Source organism: Staphylococcus auricularis (assembly GCF_051172115.1).
Classification (GTDB): domain Bacteria; phylum Bacillota; class Bacilli; order Staphylococcales; family Staphylococcaceae; genus Staphylococcus; species Staphylococcus auricularis_A.
The window spans coordinates 1-20,277 of the sequence record NZ_JBPIZN010000004.1 but is presented as its reverse complement, the minus strand read 5'-3'; the positions used below and the strand labels follow the sequence as shown (position 1 = coordinate 20,277).

Annotated in this window: 18 protein-coding genes and 2 tRNA genes; 14 read left to right on the top strand and 6 right to left on the bottom strand. The window is 33.6% G+C overall.

The window, feature by feature from the left end:
• Positions 1–592 precede the first annotated feature (592 nt).
• The 8 genes from ACSBRB_RS08005 (at position 593) to rlmH (ending at position 7,780) form a co-directional block, all read left to right on the top strand.
• Positions 593–667, top strand: a tRNA-Glu gene (locus tag ACSBRB_RS08005).
• A gap of 9 nt (positions 668–676) precedes the next feature.
• A tRNA-Asp gene (locus ACSBRB_RS08000) sits at positions 677–749 on the top strand.
• Positions 750–1,150: 401 nt separating this feature from the next.
• Positions 1,151–1,852 carry a response regulator YycF gene (gene yycF / locus ACSBRB_RS07995; protein WP_435032362.1) on the top strand — a complete coding sequence of 234 codons (702 nt, stop codon included), beginning with the start codon at positions 1,151–1,153 and terminating at the stop codon, positions 1,850–1,852.
• A 13-nt stretch (positions 1,853–1,865) separates the two neighbouring features.
• Positions 1,866–3,698, top strand: a complete 1,833-nt coding sequence (walK, locus tag ACSBRB_RS07990; RefSeq protein ID WP_107398195.1) for a cell wall metabolism sensor histidine kinase WalK — start codon at positions 1,866–1,868, stop codon at positions 3,696–3,698.
• Positions 3,688–5,031 carry a YycH family regulatory protein gene (locus ACSBRB_RS07985; RefSeq protein WP_059107024.1) on the top strand — a complete coding sequence of 448 codons (1,344 nt, stop codon included), beginning with the start codon at positions 3,688–3,690 and terminating at the stop codon, positions 5,029–5,031. The genes walK and ACSBRB_RS07985 overlap by 11 nt, the downstream gene beginning before the upstream one ends.
• Positions 5,032–5,814: a two-component system regulatory protein YycI gene (locus ACSBRB_RS07980; protein ID WP_435032361.1), complete on the top strand. Its 783-nt coding sequence runs from the start codon at positions 5,032–5,034 to the stop codon at positions 5,812–5,814.
• Between the two features lie 190 nt (positions 5,815–6,004).
• Entirely contained in the window at positions 6,005–6,787 is a 783-nt protein-coding gene (locus tag ACSBRB_RS07975) for an MBL fold metallo-hydrolase (RefSeq protein ID WP_103170835.1), read from the top strand.
• A 513-nt stretch (positions 6,788–7,300) separates the two neighbouring features.
• Positions 7,301–7,780 carry a 23S rRNA (pseudouridine(1915)-N(3))-methyltransferase RlmH gene (gene rlmH / locus ACSBRB_RS07970; protein WP_059107021.1) on the top strand — a complete coding sequence of 160 codons (480 nt, stop codon included), beginning with the start codon at positions 7,301–7,303 and terminating at the stop codon, positions 7,778–7,780.
• A gap of 83 nt (positions 7,781–7,863) precedes the next feature.
• Here rlmH and ACSBRB_RS07965 read toward each other — a convergent pair whose 3' ends face one another.
• Genes ACSBRB_RS07965 through ACSBRB_RS07955 form a run of 3 tightly spaced genes read right to left on the bottom strand, consistent with a single transcriptional unit; the run spans position 7,864 to position 10,740 of the window.
• Positions 7,864–8,841 carry a DUF1002 domain-containing protein gene (locus ACSBRB_RS07965; RefSeq protein WP_268222719.1) on the bottom strand — a complete coding sequence of 326 codons (978 nt, stop codon included), beginning with the start codon at positions 8,839–8,841 and terminating at the stop codon, positions 7,864–7,866.
• 41 nt (positions 8,842–8,882) lie between these two features.
• Positions 8,883–9,632: a hypothetical protein gene (locus ACSBRB_RS07960; RefSeq protein WP_268222720.1), complete on the bottom strand. Its 750-nt coding sequence runs from the start codon at positions 9,630–9,632 to the stop codon at positions 8,883–8,885.
• Between the two features lie 34 nt (positions 9,633–9,666).
• Positions 9,667–10,740, bottom strand: coding sequence for a hypothetical protein (locus ACSBRB_RS07955; RefSeq protein WP_435032360.1), 1,074 nt, complete (start codon positions 10,738–10,740; stop codon positions 9,667–9,669).
• A 256-nt stretch (positions 10,741–10,996) separates the two neighbouring features.
• Between ACSBRB_RS07955 and ACSBRB_RS07950 the strand changes: the two genes are divergently transcribed.
• The 5 genes from ACSBRB_RS07950 to ACSBRB_RS07930 all read left to right on the top strand — a co-directional run bounded on the left by ACSBRB_RS07950 (position 10,997) and on the right by ACSBRB_RS07930 (position 17,830).
• A complete protein-coding gene (locus ACSBRB_RS07950; RefSeq protein ID WP_002511775.1) occupies positions 10,997–13,789 on the top strand; it encodes a type I restriction endonuclease subunit R in 2,793 nt (930 codons plus the stop codon).
• 113 nt (positions 13,790–13,902) lie between these two features.
• Positions 13,903–15,459 (top strand): type I restriction-modification system subunit M, encoded by a 1,557-nt coding sequence (locus ACSBRB_RS07945; RefSeq protein ID WP_435032359.1) that lies wholly within the window; start codon positions 13,903–13,905, stop codon positions 15,457–15,459.
• Entirely contained in the window at positions 15,452–16,690 is a 1,239-nt protein-coding gene (locus ACSBRB_RS07940; protein ID WP_435032358.1) for a restriction endonuclease subunit S, read from the top strand. The genes ACSBRB_RS07945 and ACSBRB_RS07940 overlap by 8 nt, the downstream gene beginning before the upstream one ends.
• Positions 16,691–16,780: 90 nt before the next feature.
• Positions 16,781–17,062: a hypothetical protein gene (locus tag ACSBRB_RS07935; protein ID WP_435032357.1), complete on the top strand. Its 282-nt coding sequence runs from the start codon at positions 16,781–16,783 to the stop codon at positions 17,060–17,062.
• 216 nt (positions 17,063–17,278) lie between these two features.
• Positions 17,279–17,830: a recombinase family protein gene (locus ACSBRB_RS07930; RefSeq protein ID WP_092600172.1), complete on the top strand. Its 552-nt coding sequence runs from the start codon at positions 17,279–17,281 to the stop codon at positions 17,828–17,830.
• A 71-nt stretch (positions 17,831–17,901) separates the two neighbouring features.
• Here the strand turns inward: ACSBRB_RS07930 and ACSBRB_RS07925 are convergent, their stop codons facing one another.
• Positions 17,902–18,249 (bottom strand): ArsR/SmtB family transcription factor, encoded by a 348-nt coding sequence (locus tag ACSBRB_RS07925; RefSeq protein ID WP_002508637.1) that lies wholly within the window; start codon positions 18,247–18,249, stop codon positions 17,902–17,904.
• Positions 18,250–18,267: 18 nt separating this feature from the next.
• A complete protein-coding gene (gene cadD / locus ACSBRB_RS07920) occupies positions 18,268–18,885 on the bottom strand; it encodes a cadmium resistance transporter CadD (RefSeq protein ID WP_050960617.1) in 618 nt (205 codons plus the stop codon).
• Positions 18,886–19,277: 392 nt separating this feature from the next.
• Here cadD and ACSBRB_RS07915 point away from each other — a divergent pair, with 392 nt between their 5' ends.
• Positions 19,278–19,478, top strand: a complete 201-nt coding sequence (locus ACSBRB_RS07915) for a cold-shock protein (RefSeq protein ID WP_001059083.1) — start codon at positions 19,278–19,280, stop codon at positions 19,476–19,478.
• A gap of 434 nt (positions 19,479–19,912) precedes the next feature.
• Here the strand turns inward: ACSBRB_RS07915 and ACSBRB_RS07910 are convergent, their stop codons facing one another.
• Positions 19,913–20,167, bottom strand: coding sequence for a hypothetical protein (locus ACSBRB_RS07910; RefSeq protein WP_107634469.1), 255 nt, complete (start codon positions 20,165–20,167; stop codon positions 19,913–19,915).
• Positions 20,168–20,277: the final 110 nt, after the last annotated feature.

Genomic DNA, 20,277 nt, shown 5'->3' with positions numbered 1-20,277 from the left:
GGGTTTTTATATTAATGGAAAATATAGAGCAATACAACGAGGAGTAACATGATAGGAATAATTATGCTGTCTGCTCGCATCATATTAGCCGTTAAATGTTCGAATTTTTGATCTGAGGCATGGGCTTTTTTTAATTTAATGTATTGTATTCCAAAATAAATAGTCGGAATAAGTATAGTTAATATTAAAATAATGAGAATAGTGATTAGCATAGTAAATACACCTCTATTAGCTTCTGATTTACAAGATACAGGAGGGACAACTGTTCTCTCTCTTTTAGTATTAGTTTATCAAATAAACAAAAAGTTGATAAGTTTACAACAACATATACCCGTCTAACAACAAATTTAAATATCTCAACTTCCTCACATCATCAACATTTATGAATATACATTTTTATAAAATGAATGAAAAATGAAATAAAAAGCGTAAGCGCTTAACCACTTATTAATAAACCGATAAAAACAAATACGATACTTCGTTAACATTTAACTCAATATACAACTAATGTATAAAAGTCCACTTAAAAAGTTGCGAAAAAAGGTTGTGTTCCTACTGAACTGTTGCTATAATAAATTCTGTGCTTGAGACAGGCTCCTTGGTCAAGCGGTTAAGACACCGCCCTTTCACGGCGGTAACACGGGTTCGAGTCCCGTAGGAGTCACCATTCAATTTAGGTCCCGTAGTGTAGCGGTTAACACGCCTGCCTGTCACGCAGGAGAGCGTGGGTTCGAATCCCATCGGGACCGTCTTGCCCTTCCAATAGGATGGGCATTTTTTTATGCATTCATTTTTCATCCGAGGGTGACGCGTGTCATCCTCTTTTTGTATGCAAATTTTTGAATGATGCGTGTTACTCAAGATATGCGACATTGTGTACATTTTCCAAACAACGCATACATCTATAACCATTCATTTTGAAACTAGGTTCACTTAATAGATTCATATTCGTTAACTAAGAAGGGCCTACCGTAGTCACCATAGTTTTAAGGGAATTAAAAAATAGTCATGATATGGTACAATATAGCAATATAATGTTTTATTTAGTTTCATAGAATTAACCCACTATAAATGGTAAATTATACAGTGTAGAAGAAAATACAAAAAGAACATTAACTGTCATCATAATCGAGAAATGAGGTTTATAAAAATGGCTAGAAAAATTGTTGTAGTCGATGATGAAAAACCAATTGCTGATATTTTAGAATTTAATCTGAATAAAGAAGGTTATGCAGTGCATTGTGCTTATGACGGAAACGATGCGATTGATTTAATATATGAGGTAGAACCTGACATCGTATTATTAGATATCATGCTTCCAGGTCGTGACGGCATGGAAGTCTGCCGTGAGGTTCGTAAAAAATATGAAATGCCTATTATTATGCTTACAGCGAAAGACTCAGAAATTGATAAAGTGTTAGGCTTAGAACTCGGTGCAGATGATTACGTAACAAAACCATTCAGTACACGTGAACTCATCGCACGTGTGAAAGCAAACTTACGTCGTCATTATTCACAACCTGCGACAGATACAGAAGATACATCTAACGAAATAACAATCAAAGATATCGTAATTTTCCCAGATGCGTATTCAATTAAAAAACGCGGTGAAGACATTGAATTAACGCATCGTGAATTCGAATTATTCCATTACTTATCTAAACATATGGGACAAGTAATGACACGTGAACATCTATTACAAACGGTGTGGGGATATGATTATTTCGGTGATGTACGAACAGTAGACGTAACGATTCGTCGTTTACGTGAAAAAATAGAAGATGATCCTTCTCATCCAGAGTATATTGTAACGCGTCGTGGTGTAGGATACTTCTTACAACAGCACGATTAAGAGGCTGCGTTAAATGAAATGGCTTAAACACTTTCAATCTCTACACACCAAACTCGTTATCGTTTATGTCTTGCTCATTATTATTGGGATGCAAATCATCGGATTGTATTTCACAAATAGTTTAGAGAAAGAACTGACACAAACGTTTAAAAATAATATCTCTCAATATGCGAAACAAATTGAAATTAACGTAGAAAAAATTTATGAAAATGACAGTCAGGTCAATGTCTCGAAAGAAGTCCAAAACTTACTTAATGAGTATGCCAACCGTCAAGAAATTATAGAAATTCGCTACATTGATAAAGAACAAACCATCCTGGCAACCTCCAAGCAGTCTAACCGCAGTCGTTATTTATACAAAAAAACAAACGACAGCTCCATCCAGAAAACCCTATCACTCGGAGAACCGAATAACCAAACGATTCTAAAAGATTACGGTAATGGGAAACAACGTGTGTGGGTCTATAACTTACCAGTGAAGACTGCAGAAGGTACATTGGGTGTCATTTATATCGAAGCCGACATCAACAATGTATATAACCAACTCAGCAATATTAACCAAATCTTTATCGTAGGTACGGCGATTTCGCTTATTATCACCATCATTCTCGGGTTCTTCATTGCCCGTACGATTACGAAACCAATCACAGATATGCGTAACCAAACCGTAGAAATGGCGAAAGGGAACTATACCCAACGTGTAAAAATCTACGGTAATGACGAAATTGGTGAACTCGCACTCGCCTTCAACAATCTATCCAAACGTGTACAAGAAGCACAAGCTAATACAGAAAGTGAAAAACGGCGACTCGACTCTGTCATCAGACATATGAGTGATGGTATTTTAGCAACCGATCGCCGCGGCCGTGTGCGCATTATTAACGATATGGCACTGAAAATGCTTGGCACGACGAAAGATGAAGTCATTGGCGATTACTTGTTGAAAGTCTTAGATTTAGAAGCGGATTATTCACTAGATGAAATCCAAGAAAATAGCGATAGCTTCTTGCTCGATATCAACGAAGAAGAAAATATTATCGCACGTGTTAACTTCAGTACCATCGTGCAAGATACTGGCTTTGTTACAGGTTATATTGCCGTGTTACACGATGTAACCGAACAACAACAAGTCGAACGTGAACGTCGTGAATTCGTTGCGAACGTTTCACACGAATTGCGTACGCCACTAACATCCATGAATAGTTACATCGAAGCGCTTGAAGAAGGTGCTTGGAAAGATGAAGAGATTGCACCACAATTCTTATCTGTCACACGAGAAGAAACTGAACGTATGATTCGACTAGTTAACGATCTCTTACAGTTATCTAAAATGGATAACGAATCAGATCAAATTACTAAAGAAATTGTCGACTTCAACATGTTCATTAATAAAATTATTAACCGCCACGAAATGTCAGCGAAAGATACAACATTTGTACGTGAAATTCCAAATGATACGATCTTCACTGAAATCGATCCAGATAAGATGACCCAAGTGTTTGATAATGTTATCACCAACGCGATGAAATACTCTCGCGGCGACAAACGCGTTGAGTTTCACGTGAAACAAAATGCGTTATACAACCGTATGACGATCCGCATCAAAGATAATGGTATCGGTATACCACTCAACAAAGTGAACAAGATCTTTGATCGTTTCTACCGTGTAGATAAAGCACGTACACGTAAAATGGGTGGTACAGGTCTTGGACTTGCCATCTCTAAAGAAATTGTCGAAGCACATAACGGACGTATTTGGGCGAATAGTGTCGAAGGACAAGGTACGTCAATCTTTATTACACTTCCTTGTGAAGTCATAGAAGACGGTGATTGGGATGTCGAGTAAAGAGATAGCTAAATCAGCCGTACTTATTGCACTTGTCCTTCTCAGCATCGTCCTCACCTATATGACATGGAATTTCTCGCCAGATGTCTCCGATGTAGATCGGACCGAAGACGATAAAACAGAGAACCAGTCTCAAACGATTGGGAAACCGAATAATGTGTCGATGGATGAAGTCATCACCCCTTACCAACTGATTCATTCTAATGAAGGTGACGTTAAAGGGATGGAAGCACATCGTGACAGTGTTAAAAAAATCAATAAAGTCATTCAAGATCAGAAAGTGACGCATACCCAACATATGCACAGTGAGCATAACTTGATTATTCCTGATTTGAGCGATGACTTTGTCGTGTTTGATTTTTCTTATGACATGCCACTCTCCACGTATCTCGGACAAGTGATGAACATCGAGGCGAGAGTGCCAAATGACTTCAACTTTAACCGTCTGTTGATTAATGAGGATCAGAACGGCAAACTACAAATGTATGCGATTAGTAAGGACCGTCATGATGTGGTGAAAATGAAATCCTCAGCATCAGCAACTCAATTTTCCGATACACTCGACAACCTAGACAAGAAAATGAAACCGTATGCGGAAATAATTACGAATAAAGATACTGTAGATAAAGCGACGCACATTTTTGCGCCAAGTGAAGAACAAAAATTAAAATCATATCGTACGATTTACAGTCATTTTAGTGTGGATACGATGAACGCTATCCTCTTTAATGATTCTGTGGTGGTGCGCAGTGCGAAAAGTGGTACGACGACGTACAATAATAATACAGGCGTCGCAAACTACAACGACCGAAGTGAAAAATATCAATATAAAAACTTATCTGAGGACAGAAACAGCTCGAAAAATATGAAAGAGGTTATTCCAAGTACGTTTGATTATATCAACCATCACGGCGGCTTTACCGATGATTTCCGTCTCTTTGATAAAGATGACAAAAGCGGTGAGCTGATGTATCAAATGTTCTTTAATGGCCGTCCAACATTTAACGAAGACGATTTAGAATCATTACGTGTGTCTTGGGGCGACCACGGTATCTTTAGCTATAGCCGTGCCCTGTTGAAAACGAACATCACCATCGATAGCGGTGACGAAGAGAAAACACTCGATGGGGTAGAAAAAGTACGTGCATCACTCGCAAATAACCCAAATATTAATTTCGAAGCGGTATCTAATATGACGATTGGTTATGCGATCAACGATAACCCTGATAAAAACGATATTGAAATTCAACGTAACAGTGAACTCATCCCACGCTGGTTTATCGAGTATAAAGGTGACTGGCACGAATACGATGGAAATGGGGGGCTAAAATAAATGAACTGGAAACGCGCGAAGACAGCATTTATCTTTGTATTTATTTTAGTCAACATCATGTTGATCGTGATTTATGCGAATAAAGTCAATCAGTCTCATATTCAAGACAGTGAACAAGAAAATAAAGTCAATTTTAAACAAGAACAAATCAGTATTCCGGGTGATTTACCTACAACGAAAAATCTAAAAACCCAATTACTCACTGCTCGCAGTAACGATTTTTCAGAATATGCGAAGAGCCATAGTAAAGTGGCGACAGAAAATGACGGAACTACACTCAAAGGCGATATCGATCGCACGATTGAAGTCAGCGAAGACCAAACAGATGACCTTAAAGCGTATGTGCGCGATAAAATATATGACGGTAAGGCATATGAATTAAGAAGCATCAATGATGATGAAGCTGTATTTGAACAAGTGCACAAAGGCTTTCCAGTGATGGATAATAGTAAAGCACGTCTAACGTTCAAGATTGAAAATGGTAAGGCAACCCGTTTTGAACAAACATTGATGAGTCATATCAAGCCTTCAAATGGTGAAAATAATGAACCAGAACAAGTGAACTCTGCACGTTCTGCAATTGAAACACTATACTTTAATCGTTATTTAGAACGTCACGATGAAGTATCCAATATCCATTTAGGTTATTACACCTTCGTTAAAGAACCTAATGTACAAGTCCTTCAATCCAATTGGGCGATTGATGTGAAACATAAAGGTAAGACAACCACTTATTATGTTGAAGCGGTGGGTAATGATCCCCACGTTGTGAAGGAAAATTAACGAGAAAGAGTAGTGAGGGTTTTTCGAAAATAGTACAAGACGCCGTAGCAGATTTTAGAAATAGCACACACATACTGGTATAATAGAATAGTTAAAGAATCAAGTAAGTGAACCGGAAGTATGCCGGTAGTATAAAAGTCAAATATATGTCGTTGTTTAAGGCTAGAAAGGGTGAAATTACTTGATACGAATGAGTGTGTTAGCGAGTGGTAGTACAGGCAATGCCACTTATGTAGAAAGTGAAAAAGGAAGCTTGCTTGTGGATGCAGGCTTAACCGGCAAGAAAATGGAAGGCCTCTTTGCGCAAATTGATAAAAAAATAGAAGATTTAAGCGGGATTCTAGTGACACACGAGCATGTGGATCATATTAAAGGTTTAGGCGTTCTCGCTCGAAAATATCACCTACCTGTCTATGCGAATGAAAAGACATGGTCAGCGATTGAGAAAAAAGATAATAAGATTCCTATGGAGCAAAAATTTATCTTTAACCCATATGAAACACAAAATATCGCCGGATTTGATATTGAATCATTTAATGTGTCTCATGATGCGATAGATCCACAGTTTTATATTTTCCATAATAACTATAAGAAATTTACGATCTTAACGGATACAGGATATGTCTCAGACCGTATGAAAGGTATGATTCAGGGTAGTGATTGCTTTATGTTTGAAAGCAACCATGATGTGGATATGTTGCGCATGTGTCGTTATCCTTGGAATACGAAACAACGTATACTCAGTGACACAGGGCATGTGTCTAATGAAGATGCAGGACTAGCGATGACGGATGTTATCACAGGAAATACGAAACGTATTTACCTCTCTCATTTATCTCAAGATAACAATATGAAAGATTTAGCGCGCATGAGTGTCGGTCAAGTGCTCAATGAGCATGATATTGATACAAATAAAGAAGTCTTGCTTTGTGATACTGATAAAGCAGAGGCTACTCCAATTTATACATTATGAGACAGCGGGTAGACTCAGTTATTAAAATTGAGTGCTAATCGCATTTTTGACGAGTCAGAAGAATTAACTTTTGGCTCTTTTTTTCGGGACAAAAGGAGGTCATTGTGACCGCAGTATAGAGGTGATTTATCGAAAATGGTGGTGAGAAAATTTGAAATAATAAGTAATGAATAAACATACTAAGTAAAAAACGTGAAGACAATGCTGTTTTTCTGTAAAAAATGTATAGAAAACGTAAATCCTGTGAATAACTATGTAAGACAGACCGCAAAAACATGTAAGTTATGCACAAAGTTATTCAGTGTTGTGCACAATTCACAGCAAAATACCCACATTATACACAGAGTTATCCACAAATAAACAACAAAAAAGCTTATTTATCCCTAAAAATCCCCAAATAAGTTAATAATCTGTATACATTATTGCTATAATAAGAGGGAAAGCTGTTAACAAGTGTACAACTTGTGGATAACTATAATAACTTACTTGTTTTACATAATTGGAGGCACAAAAGTGAAGATAACGATACTTTCTGTAGGTAAATTAAAAGAGAAATATTGGAAACAAGCAATCGCAGAATATGAAAAAAGATTGAGTGCATACACCAAAGTGGAATTGATAGAAGTTCCGGATGAAAAAGCGCCAGAAAATATGAGTGACAAAGAAATCGAACAAGTGAAAGCTAAAGAGGGGGACCGTCTACTCGGTAAGATAAAACCACAACAAACCGTGATCACACTTGAGATTGAAGGAAACATGCTGACATCCGAAAAGCTTGCTCAAAACTTAGACCAACGCATGACTCAGGGCCAAAGCGATTTCGTATTTGTCATAGGCGGCTCAAATGGGATCCATCAAGACGTCTTAGCACGCAGTGACTATGCCCTTTCATTTAGTAAGATGACCTTCCCACATCAAATGATGCGCGTGATTCTGCTAGAACAAATCTATCGTGCATTTAAGATTATGAAGGGAGAAGCATATCATAAATGATGCGGTTTTTGATAAGGTTCCCCTTATTAGTGATATTGCTAAAAAAGAGAAGACACATTGTGTCTTCTCTTTTTTAAACAACTTTATAATTTATTTAACAGATTAGAGAAAAATTGAATGATCGATTGAATAATTTCCACAATACCGTCCCATATGCGTTGAAGGAGATTTCTATTTTCTTCTGTATTCAAATCTTTGGCTTTATCCTTCGCTTTATTCAATAAATCATCAGAGTTTTTTTCAATATTTTTTAATACATCTTTAGCATTTTGTTTAAATGCTTTAGGATCGGAAGTTAAGGCATTAGAGTTTGCCACATTCACCATATTATTATTAATCATTTGAATTTGATTATTTGATAATATTTCTGATAAACCACGTTCATCGAGGACTTTATTAACAGTGTCTTCAACTTGTTGTTGTGTAATTTGTTTATCTTGATTTTGTTTAATATCTGCAAGTTGTTCTTTAATATCTGCTATAGAAGCATTTAAAGCTTCATCTGAATACCCATCTTTACCTTTATTTTCTTCCGAAATTGTACCTAAATCATTCATTTCTTGGTTTGAATTTTGAATATCTTCAGTATTTAGATCGTTACCTTTTTCTTTATACGTTTTATAAATACCTGCTAAAGCACCTTCACCCGTTACTGGTTCTACAGAAGCTATATGTATTTCTGCATTTTTAATTCCTGCCGTAATTGCAGCATTTTGATATTGTTCAGATGTCACTTTTGTAATGTTATCTGGTGTATCAATTTTCACATCAACACCCTTACCCCATTTTTTATGTTCAATTGTTGCACTTGAATAAATATAACTTAGATTACTGCTGTTTGGCATATAATTACTCACATCATTGACGTTAACATTATAAGTTTCATAGTTATCATCAACGCCTAGATCATTCTCAGTTTGTTGTAAATCTTGCCCTTCTAAGTCAGCGCCTTTAATAAAAACAGGTTCATCCCAATCTTCTTTATTTTCAGCTGCTTTAACAACACCTGAAGCTGATAACAACAATGTAGCTACTGCTAAACTAGTTATTGTTTTTTTCATTTTCAAATACACCATCCCTTAAAATGTTTCATATATTTATATTAATCGTATCCAATAACACATTTTTGGATTGTTTCAATCATTTCTGAATCAGCCTGTGTCATATCATATTTATAAATTTGGTTGAATCTTGGATTATAAATACCAATGTAACGTATATTCTCAAAGGTAGGCTTTTGAGATGCCTTACCCATTAAATAATATATCACTAATTGAAGCGTACTGTTTTTCTGTGGTAGTTGTTTTGAAACTTTAAAATCCCACAAAGTATCTTCAGTTAGAAAGTCGCCATCTCCAGTATCAATAATGCTTGTATAACCACCCTCAAATGTGAAACCATCCATTTTAACTTCACCAATTTGATTAAAAAATGAAAGACTTCTGTTTATAAGTGATTTTATATTATTAATTGTGTCTTGATCTGGAATTTTAAATTCTTTAGGCATGCTTCCTGCTCTATATACCATATCGTAATTTACCAATTGACATGCTTTAATAATAGATAGATCATCATTATCATTAATATCTTTTAACAATGATTCGGCTGTTTGTAATTCCCCAGCTAATTTTGCGCCAGTTAACGATATGGCAAATGATTTTTCTTTGTCTTGATTTATAACCATACGAGTAAGGTAGTCTACGACTAAACCAATTGTTTGAGGTGCTATATTTTCATATTTTGTATCTATAAGTGTTTCTGGTTCTAGTTGCTTAACTTCAAATGATTTTCTGTTTAAATACCCACCACGGGGTTGTTTAATTTGTGAAATTCTTTGTGTAACACTAACCAATTAAAGACTCCTTTTGATAATAATATTTTTATATTTATGAAGCGTTTGAAGTTTCTTTGTCATTTTCTGTGCTTTTTGATTCTACATCTTGAGATTGTTCATTTTCATAGTTGTTACCATCAGTATTTTCATCATTGTTTTGGTTATCATTTTCTTGTGCTGCATCTGGATTTTGCTTATCTTCGCTAGATGGTTGTTCTATTTGTTGATTTGGATCCTCACGTTCCTCATTTTGCGAAGCTTCCTCGTTACTATTTTCTTGCTGTTCTTCATTATTTTGTTTTTGATTGGATTCATCATTATTTGTTTCAATGTTCTCTCGGTTTTGGTCAACTTTTGCATCTTTTTTCGTTGATTGTTTACTATCATCACTTGTTTGATTATTCTCTTTTTCATTTTGAGACTGGTTGTTATTTGATGTTGATTGATTTGACTCATTGTCATATCCTTGTTCTTTTTGCCAATAATTACCTACGATGTTTGAAAGTTCTTTATATTTTTGTTCTGGAACATCAGAAGTAGCAGTTTCAAACTCAGGCATTCCTTTTTTGTATACGTAAGTATTGTAAAAATCAGTAGTTGAATTATAGATATCTTTGTCTATATAACCATTTTCAGCTTTTATAGGTCCATCTGGAGAGGTAATAGCACCACCCGTTTTGATAATTTTCCCTGTATTTTTATCTATAATTGCGTGGTGCTTGACGGATTCGTTTATCCCACCAAAAGGTGTTTCAATAAAAATTTCATCATTATTACTTTTATCTTTATTGTAAATCAGTTCATCTTTATTTTGAGTGAAATTGAGTATGTCTTCGGAGTTAAAAGCGATAGATTTTGCTTCATCAATTGTTATAGTTCTGCTATTTTGGCTATTTGCTTCATTTGTTGCTTCTGCAGCATTAGACTCACCTTGAGATTGATTCTTTGTATTTTGATTGTTTTCTGCTACTTCATCATTTGATTGCTTTTCAGTTTCATCTGATTTCTTATCCCTTTCTTGTGTTTGATCATTGTCTTTTTTATTATTATTGTCTGTATTTTGACCACAAGCACTTAAAATAATAAAAGAAGACAAACCTAACATCCCTAATTTTCTAAATTTCATTAATACATCTCCCTTATATAAAACTCACTTTCCATGCTATCAAAAAATAAAGCGTTATCAAATACAATAAAACAAAAATATACTATACTTAATAATATCAATATAAAAACATTGCAATAACAGATGATTCATCTGTTTGTATTTCCATAACAATTTAAATGTTATAATTGTTTATGAGGCAACTGTTGAAATATAAATAAAATCACACGATATGATTATTAATTATCATAGGAATAAGTAAGTCTAGGGGGATGTTATGGTATACCAAAGTGAATTTGCGTTAGAAACTGAAATGATGGAACAGTTAAAATCTAATGGCTATGAAACTGTAACGATTAGAAATGAACAACAACTATTAGATAATTTCCGTTCGATTTTAAATGAACGTCACGCCGATAAATTAAATGGGGACCCTTTAACAGATAAAGAGTTTCAACGCTTGTTAACTATGATTAATGGTAAAGGGATTTTTGAAAGTGCGCGTATATTACGTGATAAAATGCCTTTGAAACGAGATGATGAATCTGAAGTGTATTTATCATTTTTGGATACGAGACATTGGTGTCAAAATAAATTTCAAATTACCAACCAAGTATCTGTAGATGACACATATAAAGCGAGATATGATGTCACAATTTTAATTAACGGGTTGCCTTTAGTTCAAATTGAACTTAAACGTCGTGGCATTGATATCAATGAAGCATTTAATCAAGTGATGCGCTATCGTAAACAAAACTACACAGGTCTTTTCCGCTACATACAATTATTTATTATTAGTAATGGTATCGATACGCGTTATATCTCTAATAATGATGGTGAAATATATAAAAGTCATATGTTTTATTGGAGTGATAAAGAAAATAATCGTATTAATACATTAAATGAATTTACTGAGACATTTTTAAGACCGTGTCATATCGCTAAAATGATTTCACGCTATATGATTTTAAATGAAACAGACAATATCCTTATGGCCATGCGTCCATATCAAGTCCATGCAGTTGAAGCCTTGATACATCAAGCAACGGAAACGAGTAATAATGGTTATATTTGGCATACCACAGGCAGTGGTAAAACATTAACTTCCTTTAAAGCGAGTCAAGTATTGTCAGAACAAGATGACATTAAAAAAGTCATTTTCCTTGTCGACCGTAAGGACTTAGACAGCCAGACCGAAGAGGAGTTTAATAAATTCTCCAAAGGTTCCGTGGATAAGACGAATAATACGGCACAGCTCGTTAAGCAATTAAAGGATAAGAGCTTACCACTAATCGTTACCACGATTCAAAAAATGTCTAAAGCGATTCAGAATAATGCTGAAGCATTAGATCAATATAAGACAGATAAAGTGGTATTCATTATTGATGAATGTCATCGTAGTCAGTTTGGAGATATGCATCGCATTGTCCGTCAACATTTTAATAATGCACAATATTTTGGTTTTACAGGTACACCGCGTTTTGAAGAAAACCAAAGCCAGGATGGTCGGAGTACTGCGGACATCTTTGGTCGCTGTTTACACACTTATTTAATTAAAGACGCGATTCATGATGGCAATGTATTGGGCTTTTCCGTGGACTATATCAACACAATTAAAGCTCAGAATATAGATACAGAGACAGACGAATTGGTTGAAGGTATAAATACTGATGAGGTCTGGTTATCTGATCAACGCGTTGAACTTATTGCGCGTCATATTACAGAAAATCACGATAAATATACAAGAAATAGACAATATTCAGCGATATTTACTGTTCAGAGTATTCCAGCACTTGTGAAATATTATGATGCCTTTAAAAAGATCAGTAAGGACTATGAACATCCTTTAAAAGTCGCAGGCGTGTTCTCTTATGCCGCCAATGAAGAGCGTAATGAAGGAGAAGTTGATGAGGCACATTCTAGAGGAAAATTGGAAGAGGTTATACAAGATTATAATTTGAACTTTGGTACAAACTTCTCAACGGATACCTTCCAAGAATACTTTAATCATATCTCTAAAAATGTCAAAAAAGGTGTCAAAGACAACAAAATTGATGTTTTAATTGTCGTTAACATGTTCTTAACGGGCTTTGATAGTAAGGTATTGAACACATTATATGTCGATAAAAACTTAAAATATCATGACTTAATTCAAGCCTATTCACGTACGAACCGCGTGGAAAAAGAAACTAAACCATTTGGTAAAATCGTGAATTATCGTGATTTAAAACAAAATACAGATAACGCCTTAAAACTGTTCTCTCAAACTGAAGACACAGATCGTGTGTTAATGAGAGATTATGATGAATATAAGGCAGAATTCGTGGACGCCTTAGCTGAATTGAAAGCTGTCGCATTAAAGCCTCAAGATATGGATCAAGTTCAAGATGAAAATGAGAAAAAAGCATTTGTGGAGGCTTTCCGTTTAGTTTCAAAACTCGTGCTGAGATTGAAAGCTTTCGATGAGTTTGACTTTACAAAAGCAAATATCGGTATGAATGAACAAGAATTTGAAGACTATAAGAGTAAATACTTTGCAATATATGACGAAGTGAAACCAAAACGTGGTGAAGTTGAAAAAGTCTCTATTCTGAACGATATTGATTTTGAAATAGAAATCTTACGTAATGATCGAATTAATGTTTCCTATATCATGGATCTCGTCAGACAAATTGATTTAAAAGATAAGGCAGAGCAACAACGTAATCGTGACCAAATTAGACGTATGTTAGACAACGCGGATGATCCAACTTTACGTTTGAAACGTGATTTGCTTCGTGAGTTTATCGATGACGTTATACCTGAATTGTCTGAAGAAGACAATATTGATGAAGCTTATATCCTATTTGAAAATGCGAAACGTGAATCAGAATTCAATCAATTTGCGCAACAACAGGCGGTTGACGAACAGGTACTTAAAGATATCACAGGTGAGTATGAATATAGCGGTATTGTTAACCAAGATCATCTTAAAGAGCTTGTGGGTGATAAAAAATTACGAGAAAAACGTCAAACGAAAAAAGCAGTAACATCATTTGTCGAAGAAGTGTCAGAAAAATACAGTAGCTAGAAACTATATCAAACCTTTGTGATAATGTATATTGCAGAGGTTTTGATATGCGTTGCTAATACAGAGGCTAATTAAATATAGCATAAAGCATTTTGATAACTGGAGGAAATAACATGTCAATTACAGAGAAACAACGTCAACAACAAGCTGAATTACATAAACGTTTATGGTCCATCGCCAATGATTTAAGAGGTAATATGGATGCGAGTGAGTTCCGTAATTATATTTTAGGACTTATCTTCTATCGCTTTTTATCAGAAAAAGCCGAAACAGAAGTTGCAGAAGCATTATCAGGTGAAGATTTAACATATGAAGAAGCTTGGGAAGACGAAGAGTATCGTGAAGATTTGAAAGATGAATTAATTGAGAATGTTGGTTACTATATAGAACCACAAGATTTATTCAGCAGTATGGTTACAGAAATTGAAAACCAACGTTTCGACATCGAACATTTAGTGCAAGCGATTAGAAAAGTTGAAACATCTACGTTAGGGCAAAACAGTGAAGAAGACTTTATCGGTTTGTTCAGTGATATGGATTTAAGTTCCACACGTCTTGGTAACACAGTCAAAGAGCGTACAGCGCTCATCAGTAAAGTAATGGTTAACCTAGGTGATTTACCATTTGTGCATAGTGATATGGAAATAGATATGTTAGGTGATGCCTATGAGTTCTTAATTGGGCGTTTCGCGGCAAATGCCGGTAAAAAAGCAGGAGAATTCTATACACCACAACAAGTGTCAAAAATCTTAGCTCAAATAGTAACATTAGGTAAAGATAAATTAAGAAATGTTTATGACCCAACATGTGGTTCAGGTTCATTATTATTACGTGTAGGTAAAGAAACAACAGTATATCGCTATAACGGTCAAGAGCGTAACAATACAACATATAACTTGGCTCGAATGAATATGTTGTTACATGATGTGCGTTATGAAAACTTTGATATTCAAAATGATGACACGCTAGAAAATCCAGCATTCGAAGGTGAAAAATTTGATGCTGTTGTAGCCAACCCACCATACAGTGCGAAATGGTCTGCGGATAGTAAATTTAATGATGACGAGCGTTTCAGTAATTATGGGAAATTAGCACCTAAATCTAAAGCAGACTTTGCCTTTATCCAACATATGGTGCATTATTTAGATGATGAAGGTACGATGGCGGTAGTCTTACCGCATGGTGTCTTATTCCGTGGTGCAGCTGAAGGAGTAATACGTAAATATTTAATTGAAGAGAAAAACTATTTAGACGCGGCAATTGGTTTGCCAGCTAATATCTTCTATGGCACAAGCATTCCAACATGTGTCCTCGTATTTAAGAAATGTCGTGAAGCAGATCAAGATGTCTTATTTATTGATGCTTCAAATGAATTTGAAAAAGGTAAAAACCAAAATCATTTAACAGACGAACAAGTAGAAAAAATCATAGCAACATATAAGAATAGAGAAGCCGTAGATAAATATAGTTATGCGGCAAGTTTAGAAGAAATTGCAGAAAATGATTATAACCTTAATATCCCAAGATATGTCGATACATTTGAAGAAGAAAAACCTATTGATTTAGAACAAGTTCAAAAAGACTTAAATCAAATAGATGATGAAATTATCGAAGTAGAACAAGAAATTAATAATTACCTAAAAGAATTAGGAGTGTTAAAACATGACTAAGGAAGTGAAGAATGTACCTGATTTAAGGTTTCCTGGGTTTGAAAATACTTGGGAGACAAAGAAACTTCATCAAATAGTAGATGTTAAAGATGGTACTCATGAAAGCCCTAAACCTACTGATGATGGTTATTTGTTAGTAACTTCAAAAAATTTAAAGAATAGTACACTAGACTTTAGCGAATCTTATAGTATTTCTAAAGAAGATTATGAAGATATAAATAAAAGATCTAAAGTTGAAATTGGCGATATATTGTTTGGAATGATTGGAACAATAGGGAATCCTATTTTATTGGAAAAAGATGGATTTGCTATAAAAAATGTTGCCTTGTTAAAAACAAGTAGTCTACAAGAAAGAGAGTACATATTAAATTTCCTTAAATCTAATTCTATTACTAAACAGTTTTACAAATTAAATGTCGGAGGAACTCAAAAATTTATTTCATTAAGAAGCATAAGAGATTTAAAAATTGATATACCATCATCGGAGGAAGCCATTAAAATTGGAGGATTCTTTAACAAACTTGACCGTCAAATTGAATTAGAGGAACAAAAGTTATCCTTGTTAGAAGAACAGAAAAAGGGATATATGCAACAAATATTTTCACAACAACTTCGTTTTAAAGATGAAAATGGGAATGATTATCCAGGTTGGAAAGAATATGTATTAGGAGAAACAGGTAACACATATTCTGGACTTTCTAGTAAAACTAAAGAAGATTTTGGATATGGAGATTCTTATTTTATTACTTATATGAATGTCTTTAAAAATACAATTGCCAAAGCAAACATGACCGAAAAAGTAAATATTCAAGAAAATGAAAAGCAAAACAAAGTGAATTATAAAGACATATTATTTACAACATCTTCTGAAGTACCTGAGGAAACAGGAATGAGTTCAATATGGCTTTATAAAGAAAATAATGTTTATTTAAATAGTTTCTGCTTTGGTTTCCACGTAACTTGTGATGATATTGAACCGATTTACTTAACGAGATTTTTAAGAAGCGAAAAAATGAGAAAGCAGATTACTATACTTTCACAAGGATCAACAAGATTTAATATTTCAAAAAAAGAAGTTATGAAATTAAAAATTGATGTACCTAATCTAGAAGAACAAACTAAAATAGTAAATTTTTTAAGTGAATATGATTCATTAATTGAAAATCAATCGAGTAAAATTGAGTTATTGAAAGAACGTAAGCAAGGATTTTTACAGAAGATGTTTGTGTAGTTCTGATAACGGCCTATTATGTAAACCATTAGAATAATTGAGGATAATATTGTGAATTATCAGGAAGAAAAATATACGGGGGATTAAAACATGAATTTCAGAAGAGAGATTACAAGTTTCAAAAGAGAAGAAGTTAATATAGTTACAGATTTAATATTCAATAAAAATGTCGAATCTAATGAAGAAATAATAAAAATATTAAACGATAACTTTGTCGATGAAGAAACAACGAAAGAAATTATTAATACTTTAAAAGCAGACGGTTATATAGATTATGGACAAGGGTTAAAATTAGATGATGTAAGTATTAAACCCTTATGTGTTTCATTAGAGTCCTTAATTCAAGATGGATTATACAAAACTAAACAATAGTATAATCTAAAAACGATCGTTTTTGATACAAAACCTCTTAATTCAAATTTAAGAGGTTTTTCTTGTATATTTAAGTATCAAAACTTGTGTTATAATCAACGTATCATAAAGATTAAAGTATATGAGTTTATAGACTTAAATAAGTCTTCTCATTTGTCTCGAGAAGCATATTATATAGATAAGGTGTCATAAAAGCATTCAAAAGGAGAAATTAAAATGGCTAAAATTGGTTATGCACGTGTATCAACACAAGATCAAAGTCTTGATGGACAGATTGATACACTTGAGAAATATGGTTGTGAACGTATCTTTAGCGAGAAAGCAAGTGGTCGTAAAACCAAAAGAACAGAACTTGATAAGTGTTTAGATTATTTACGAGAAGGCGATATTTTAGTTATCTACAAATTAGATAGATTAGGCCGTACAACCAAACAATTAATTGAGTTATCTCAATGGTTTGAAGAAAATAACATTGATTTACATATTATAGATATGAATGTGTCAACGAAAGACGCGATGGGCAAGATGTTCTTTACCATGATGAGTGCATTTGCAGAATTAGAAGCTAACTTACTAAGTGAACGTACGAAAAAAGGTTTAGAAGCTGCAAGAGCAAGAGGAAGAAAGGGCGGTCGTCCTTCATTACCTGACCACAAAAAAAGAGAAATCAAGTTCTTGTATGATGAACAAAAACTCACAGGCGAAGAGATTGCTGAAAAAACAGGTGTAAGTCGTTCTACAGTCTACAGGATTGTTAAGGAGGAGTAGTATATAGAGGGAGAATTTATTCATTAAAATTATTGATTTATCAAGACAAGAAGAAACTCGTTTCACTCGTTTCAAAAACCCTCCTGATTTTTAGAGAAAAACTCTCTTATTTCATCGTCTTTAATAAAATAATATGCCATCTTTCCATCTTTATAAAAATCAAGTACCTCATTTTTATATAAAAGCCTTAAATGATGTGAAGTTGAAGCAACACTCATTTTCAATATCAAAGAAATATCACAAACACACAACTCATCTTCTTTAATCAAAGATAATATGATTTTCAATTTCTTCTCATCACAAATTTTTTCTAAAATGTTAAGTAATTTCTTAGATTTATCATCTTCTAAAAAACTTAAAGCATTGTTAACTTTATCCTCATGTACACAGATCACATCACAAGCATTTTCATAACTCATATAAAATCACACCCTAAATTAAAATATAAATCCTAAAATTGTTTGAATAGTGTCATTTTCAATAATAATAAATAAACCTAAAGCTATATAAATAACAGCCATAATCCAACGACTAAATTTCTCAACAATTTCTCCAACTCCTGGAATATTAGCTAATTTTTGTGCAGTAAATACCAAGAAGAAAATTAAAATTAAAAAGACAAACAGAGTAATTAATAAATTAGTAACACTTAATGTCACAAAATACGGAACAAATAAACCAATATTATCAGCACCACAACTTGCTATCGTAACAATTGCAACCGTACCAACTAATTTAGACAATCCTTTTTCATTCAATTCTTTTTTAGCTCTCTTTTCTCCTTCACAATCATCATAAATAGCCACTTTAATTCCAAGATAAATTGGTATTAAACCCAATAAACCTAATATCCACTTCTCTGGAACATAATTTAATACAAAAGCTAAAAACAAACTAACTAATATTAAAATAATAGACCCTAAATATTGACCAACATAAATATCTCTATATTCTTTTCTAGTCTTTGCTCTAGCAAAAAATATTAATAAAATCACTAATAAATCTACTGCTGTCGCAATATAAAGAATAGCAGCAGTAATAACCGTTTGAATCATAATACACCTCATTCAAAAATATTTTTGAATGTATTGTAACTTATATTTTTAAATAATCATAGATGCTTTATTCCAATTGCTTTATTGACGTTGAGCCTCGGAACCCTTAACAATCCCAAAACTTGTCGAATGGTCGGCTTAATAGCTCACGCTATGCCGACATTCGTCTTCAAGTTTAGTTAAGGGTTCTTCTCAACGATCAACAAATTTTCTCGGCATAAATGCGTGCTTTTAAAAATAAAGATGTACTTATCCAATAAATAAGCGTATACTTAATCTAACGTAATAAAAGCTCGTGAATTTAATTGTAGTGTATTTTTCTAGAATATCCTCTTTTTTATAAATGAAATTGTTACAAATATTATGTGCAAAAGCACTCGGAGGTATTCTATATGAATAACGGTACAGTAAAATGGTTTAATTCAGAAAAAGGTTTTGGTTTCATCGAAAGAGAAAATGGTAACGACGTATTCGTTCACTTTTCTAACATTGTTGGAGAAGGCTATAAATCTTTAGAAGATGGACAAAGCGTAGATTTCGACATAGTTGATGGTCAACGTGGCGAACAAGCAACTAATGTTGTTGCGGTCTAACGATAAATAAAAAAGTCCTGGTCTATAATAGACCAGGACTTTTTTATTTATCCAAAGGCACACTTACATACCAAAATGGTATCGTGCTAAATTCAAAAACACATGTGATAATCAAATATACTTATTTTGCATTTTAAAGGGGTATTTTAAAGATTTAAGTGTAAATCATATAGTTTTATACCTAAAAACATACATAAGCTCTTAAAACGCAAATATGAGCCAAATAAAAGCATGTTATAACGCTACATTTTTATTAACCAAAACGATACAACTTAACTACATTTAAATCGTAAATCACTTGTAAGCTTTTTGTACCTTAAATGTACCCTTTTCTGTATTTACTCTTAGCTTGTAGAAATCGGACACGTTCAACAATTTTAAAACAAGACAAGAAGAAACTCGTTTTCAACTCGTTTCAAAACCTAAAATCATAACTATTTATTTTTCTCTTTATCAGGAAAAAATAAAGCTAAAACAAAAACAATTAAACCTAATAAAAAACCTAAAACAACTAATCCATTTAATGGTTTTTCATCAAAAAAATTAATGATTCCTAAGTTACCTAAATAAGTCCAAAATCTGCTATATCCAATATCCAATTTTAAAAAATTTAAAGTTATTGCAACAATTACTAATAGAACAAATACTGATAGACCCTCTTTTATTCCATTCATGACCCTTATACCCATATAAACCACCTTTTTTATTTTTCTCTAACCTAAATATTGCTTTATTCCAATTGCTTTATTGACGTTGAGCCTCGGAACCCTTAACAATCCCAAAACTTGTCGAATGGTCG

Coding starts and splice junctions, on each gene's coding strand:
- yycF (WP_435032362.1), top strand. CDS start 1,151: ATGGCTAGAAAAATTGTTGTAGTCGATGATGAAAAACCAATTGCTGAT.
- walK (WP_107398195.1), top strand. CDS start 1,866: ATGAAATGGCTTAAACACTTTCAATCTCTACACACCAAACTCGTTATC.
- ACSBRB_RS07985 (WP_059107024.1), top strand. CDS start 3,688: ATGTCGAGTAAAGAGATAGCTAAATCAGCCGTACTTATTGCACTTGTC.
- ACSBRB_RS07945 (WP_435032359.1), top strand. CDS start 13,903: ATGTCAATTACAGAGAAACAACGTCAACAACAAGCTGAATTACATAAA.
- ACSBRB_RS07930 (WP_092600172.1), top strand. CDS start 17,279: ATGGCTAAAATTGGTTATGCACGTGTATCAACACAAGATCAAAGTCTT.
- ACSBRB_RS07975 (WP_103170835.1), top strand. CDS start 6,005: ATGAGTGTGTTAGCGAGTGGTAGTACAGGCAATGCCACTTATGTAGAA.
- ACSBRB_RS07980 (WP_435032361.1), top strand. CDS start 5,032: ATGAACTGGAAACGCGCGAAGACAGCATTTATCTTTGTATTTATTTTA.
- ACSBRB_RS07950 (WP_002511775.1), top strand. CDS start 10,997: ATGGTATACCAAAGTGAATTTGCGTTAGAAACTGAAATGATGGAACAG.
- ACSBRB_RS07965 (WP_268222719.1), bottom strand. CDS start 8,841: ATGAAAAAAACAATAACTAGTTTAGCAGTAGCTACATTGTTGTTATCA.
- ACSBRB_RS07955 (WP_435032360.1), bottom strand. CDS start 10,740: ATGAAATTTAGAAAATTAGGGATGTTAGGTTTGTCTTCTTTTATTATT.
- ACSBRB_RS07925 (WP_002508637.1), bottom strand. CDS start 18,249: ATGAGTTATGAAAATGCTTGTGATGTGATCTGTGTACATGAGGATAAA.
- ACSBRB_RS07910 (WP_107634469.1), bottom strand. CDS start 20,167: ATGGGTATAAGGGTCATGAATGGAATAAAAGAGGGTCTATCAGTATTT.
- ACSBRB_RS07935 (WP_435032357.1), top strand. CDS start 16,781: ATGAATTTCAGAAGAGAGATTACAAGTTTCAAAAGAGAAGAAGTTAAT.
- ACSBRB_RS07940 (WP_435032358.1), top strand. CDS start 15,452: ATGACTAAGGAAGTGAAGAATGTACCTGATTTAAGGTTTCCTGGGTTT.
- cadD (WP_050960617.1), bottom strand. CDS start 18,885: ATGATTCAAACGGTTATTACTGCTGCTATTCTTTATATTGCGACAGCA.
- ACSBRB_RS07915 (WP_001059083.1), top strand. CDS start 19,278: ATGAATAACGGTACAGTAAAATGGTTTAATTCAGAAAAAGGTTTTGGT.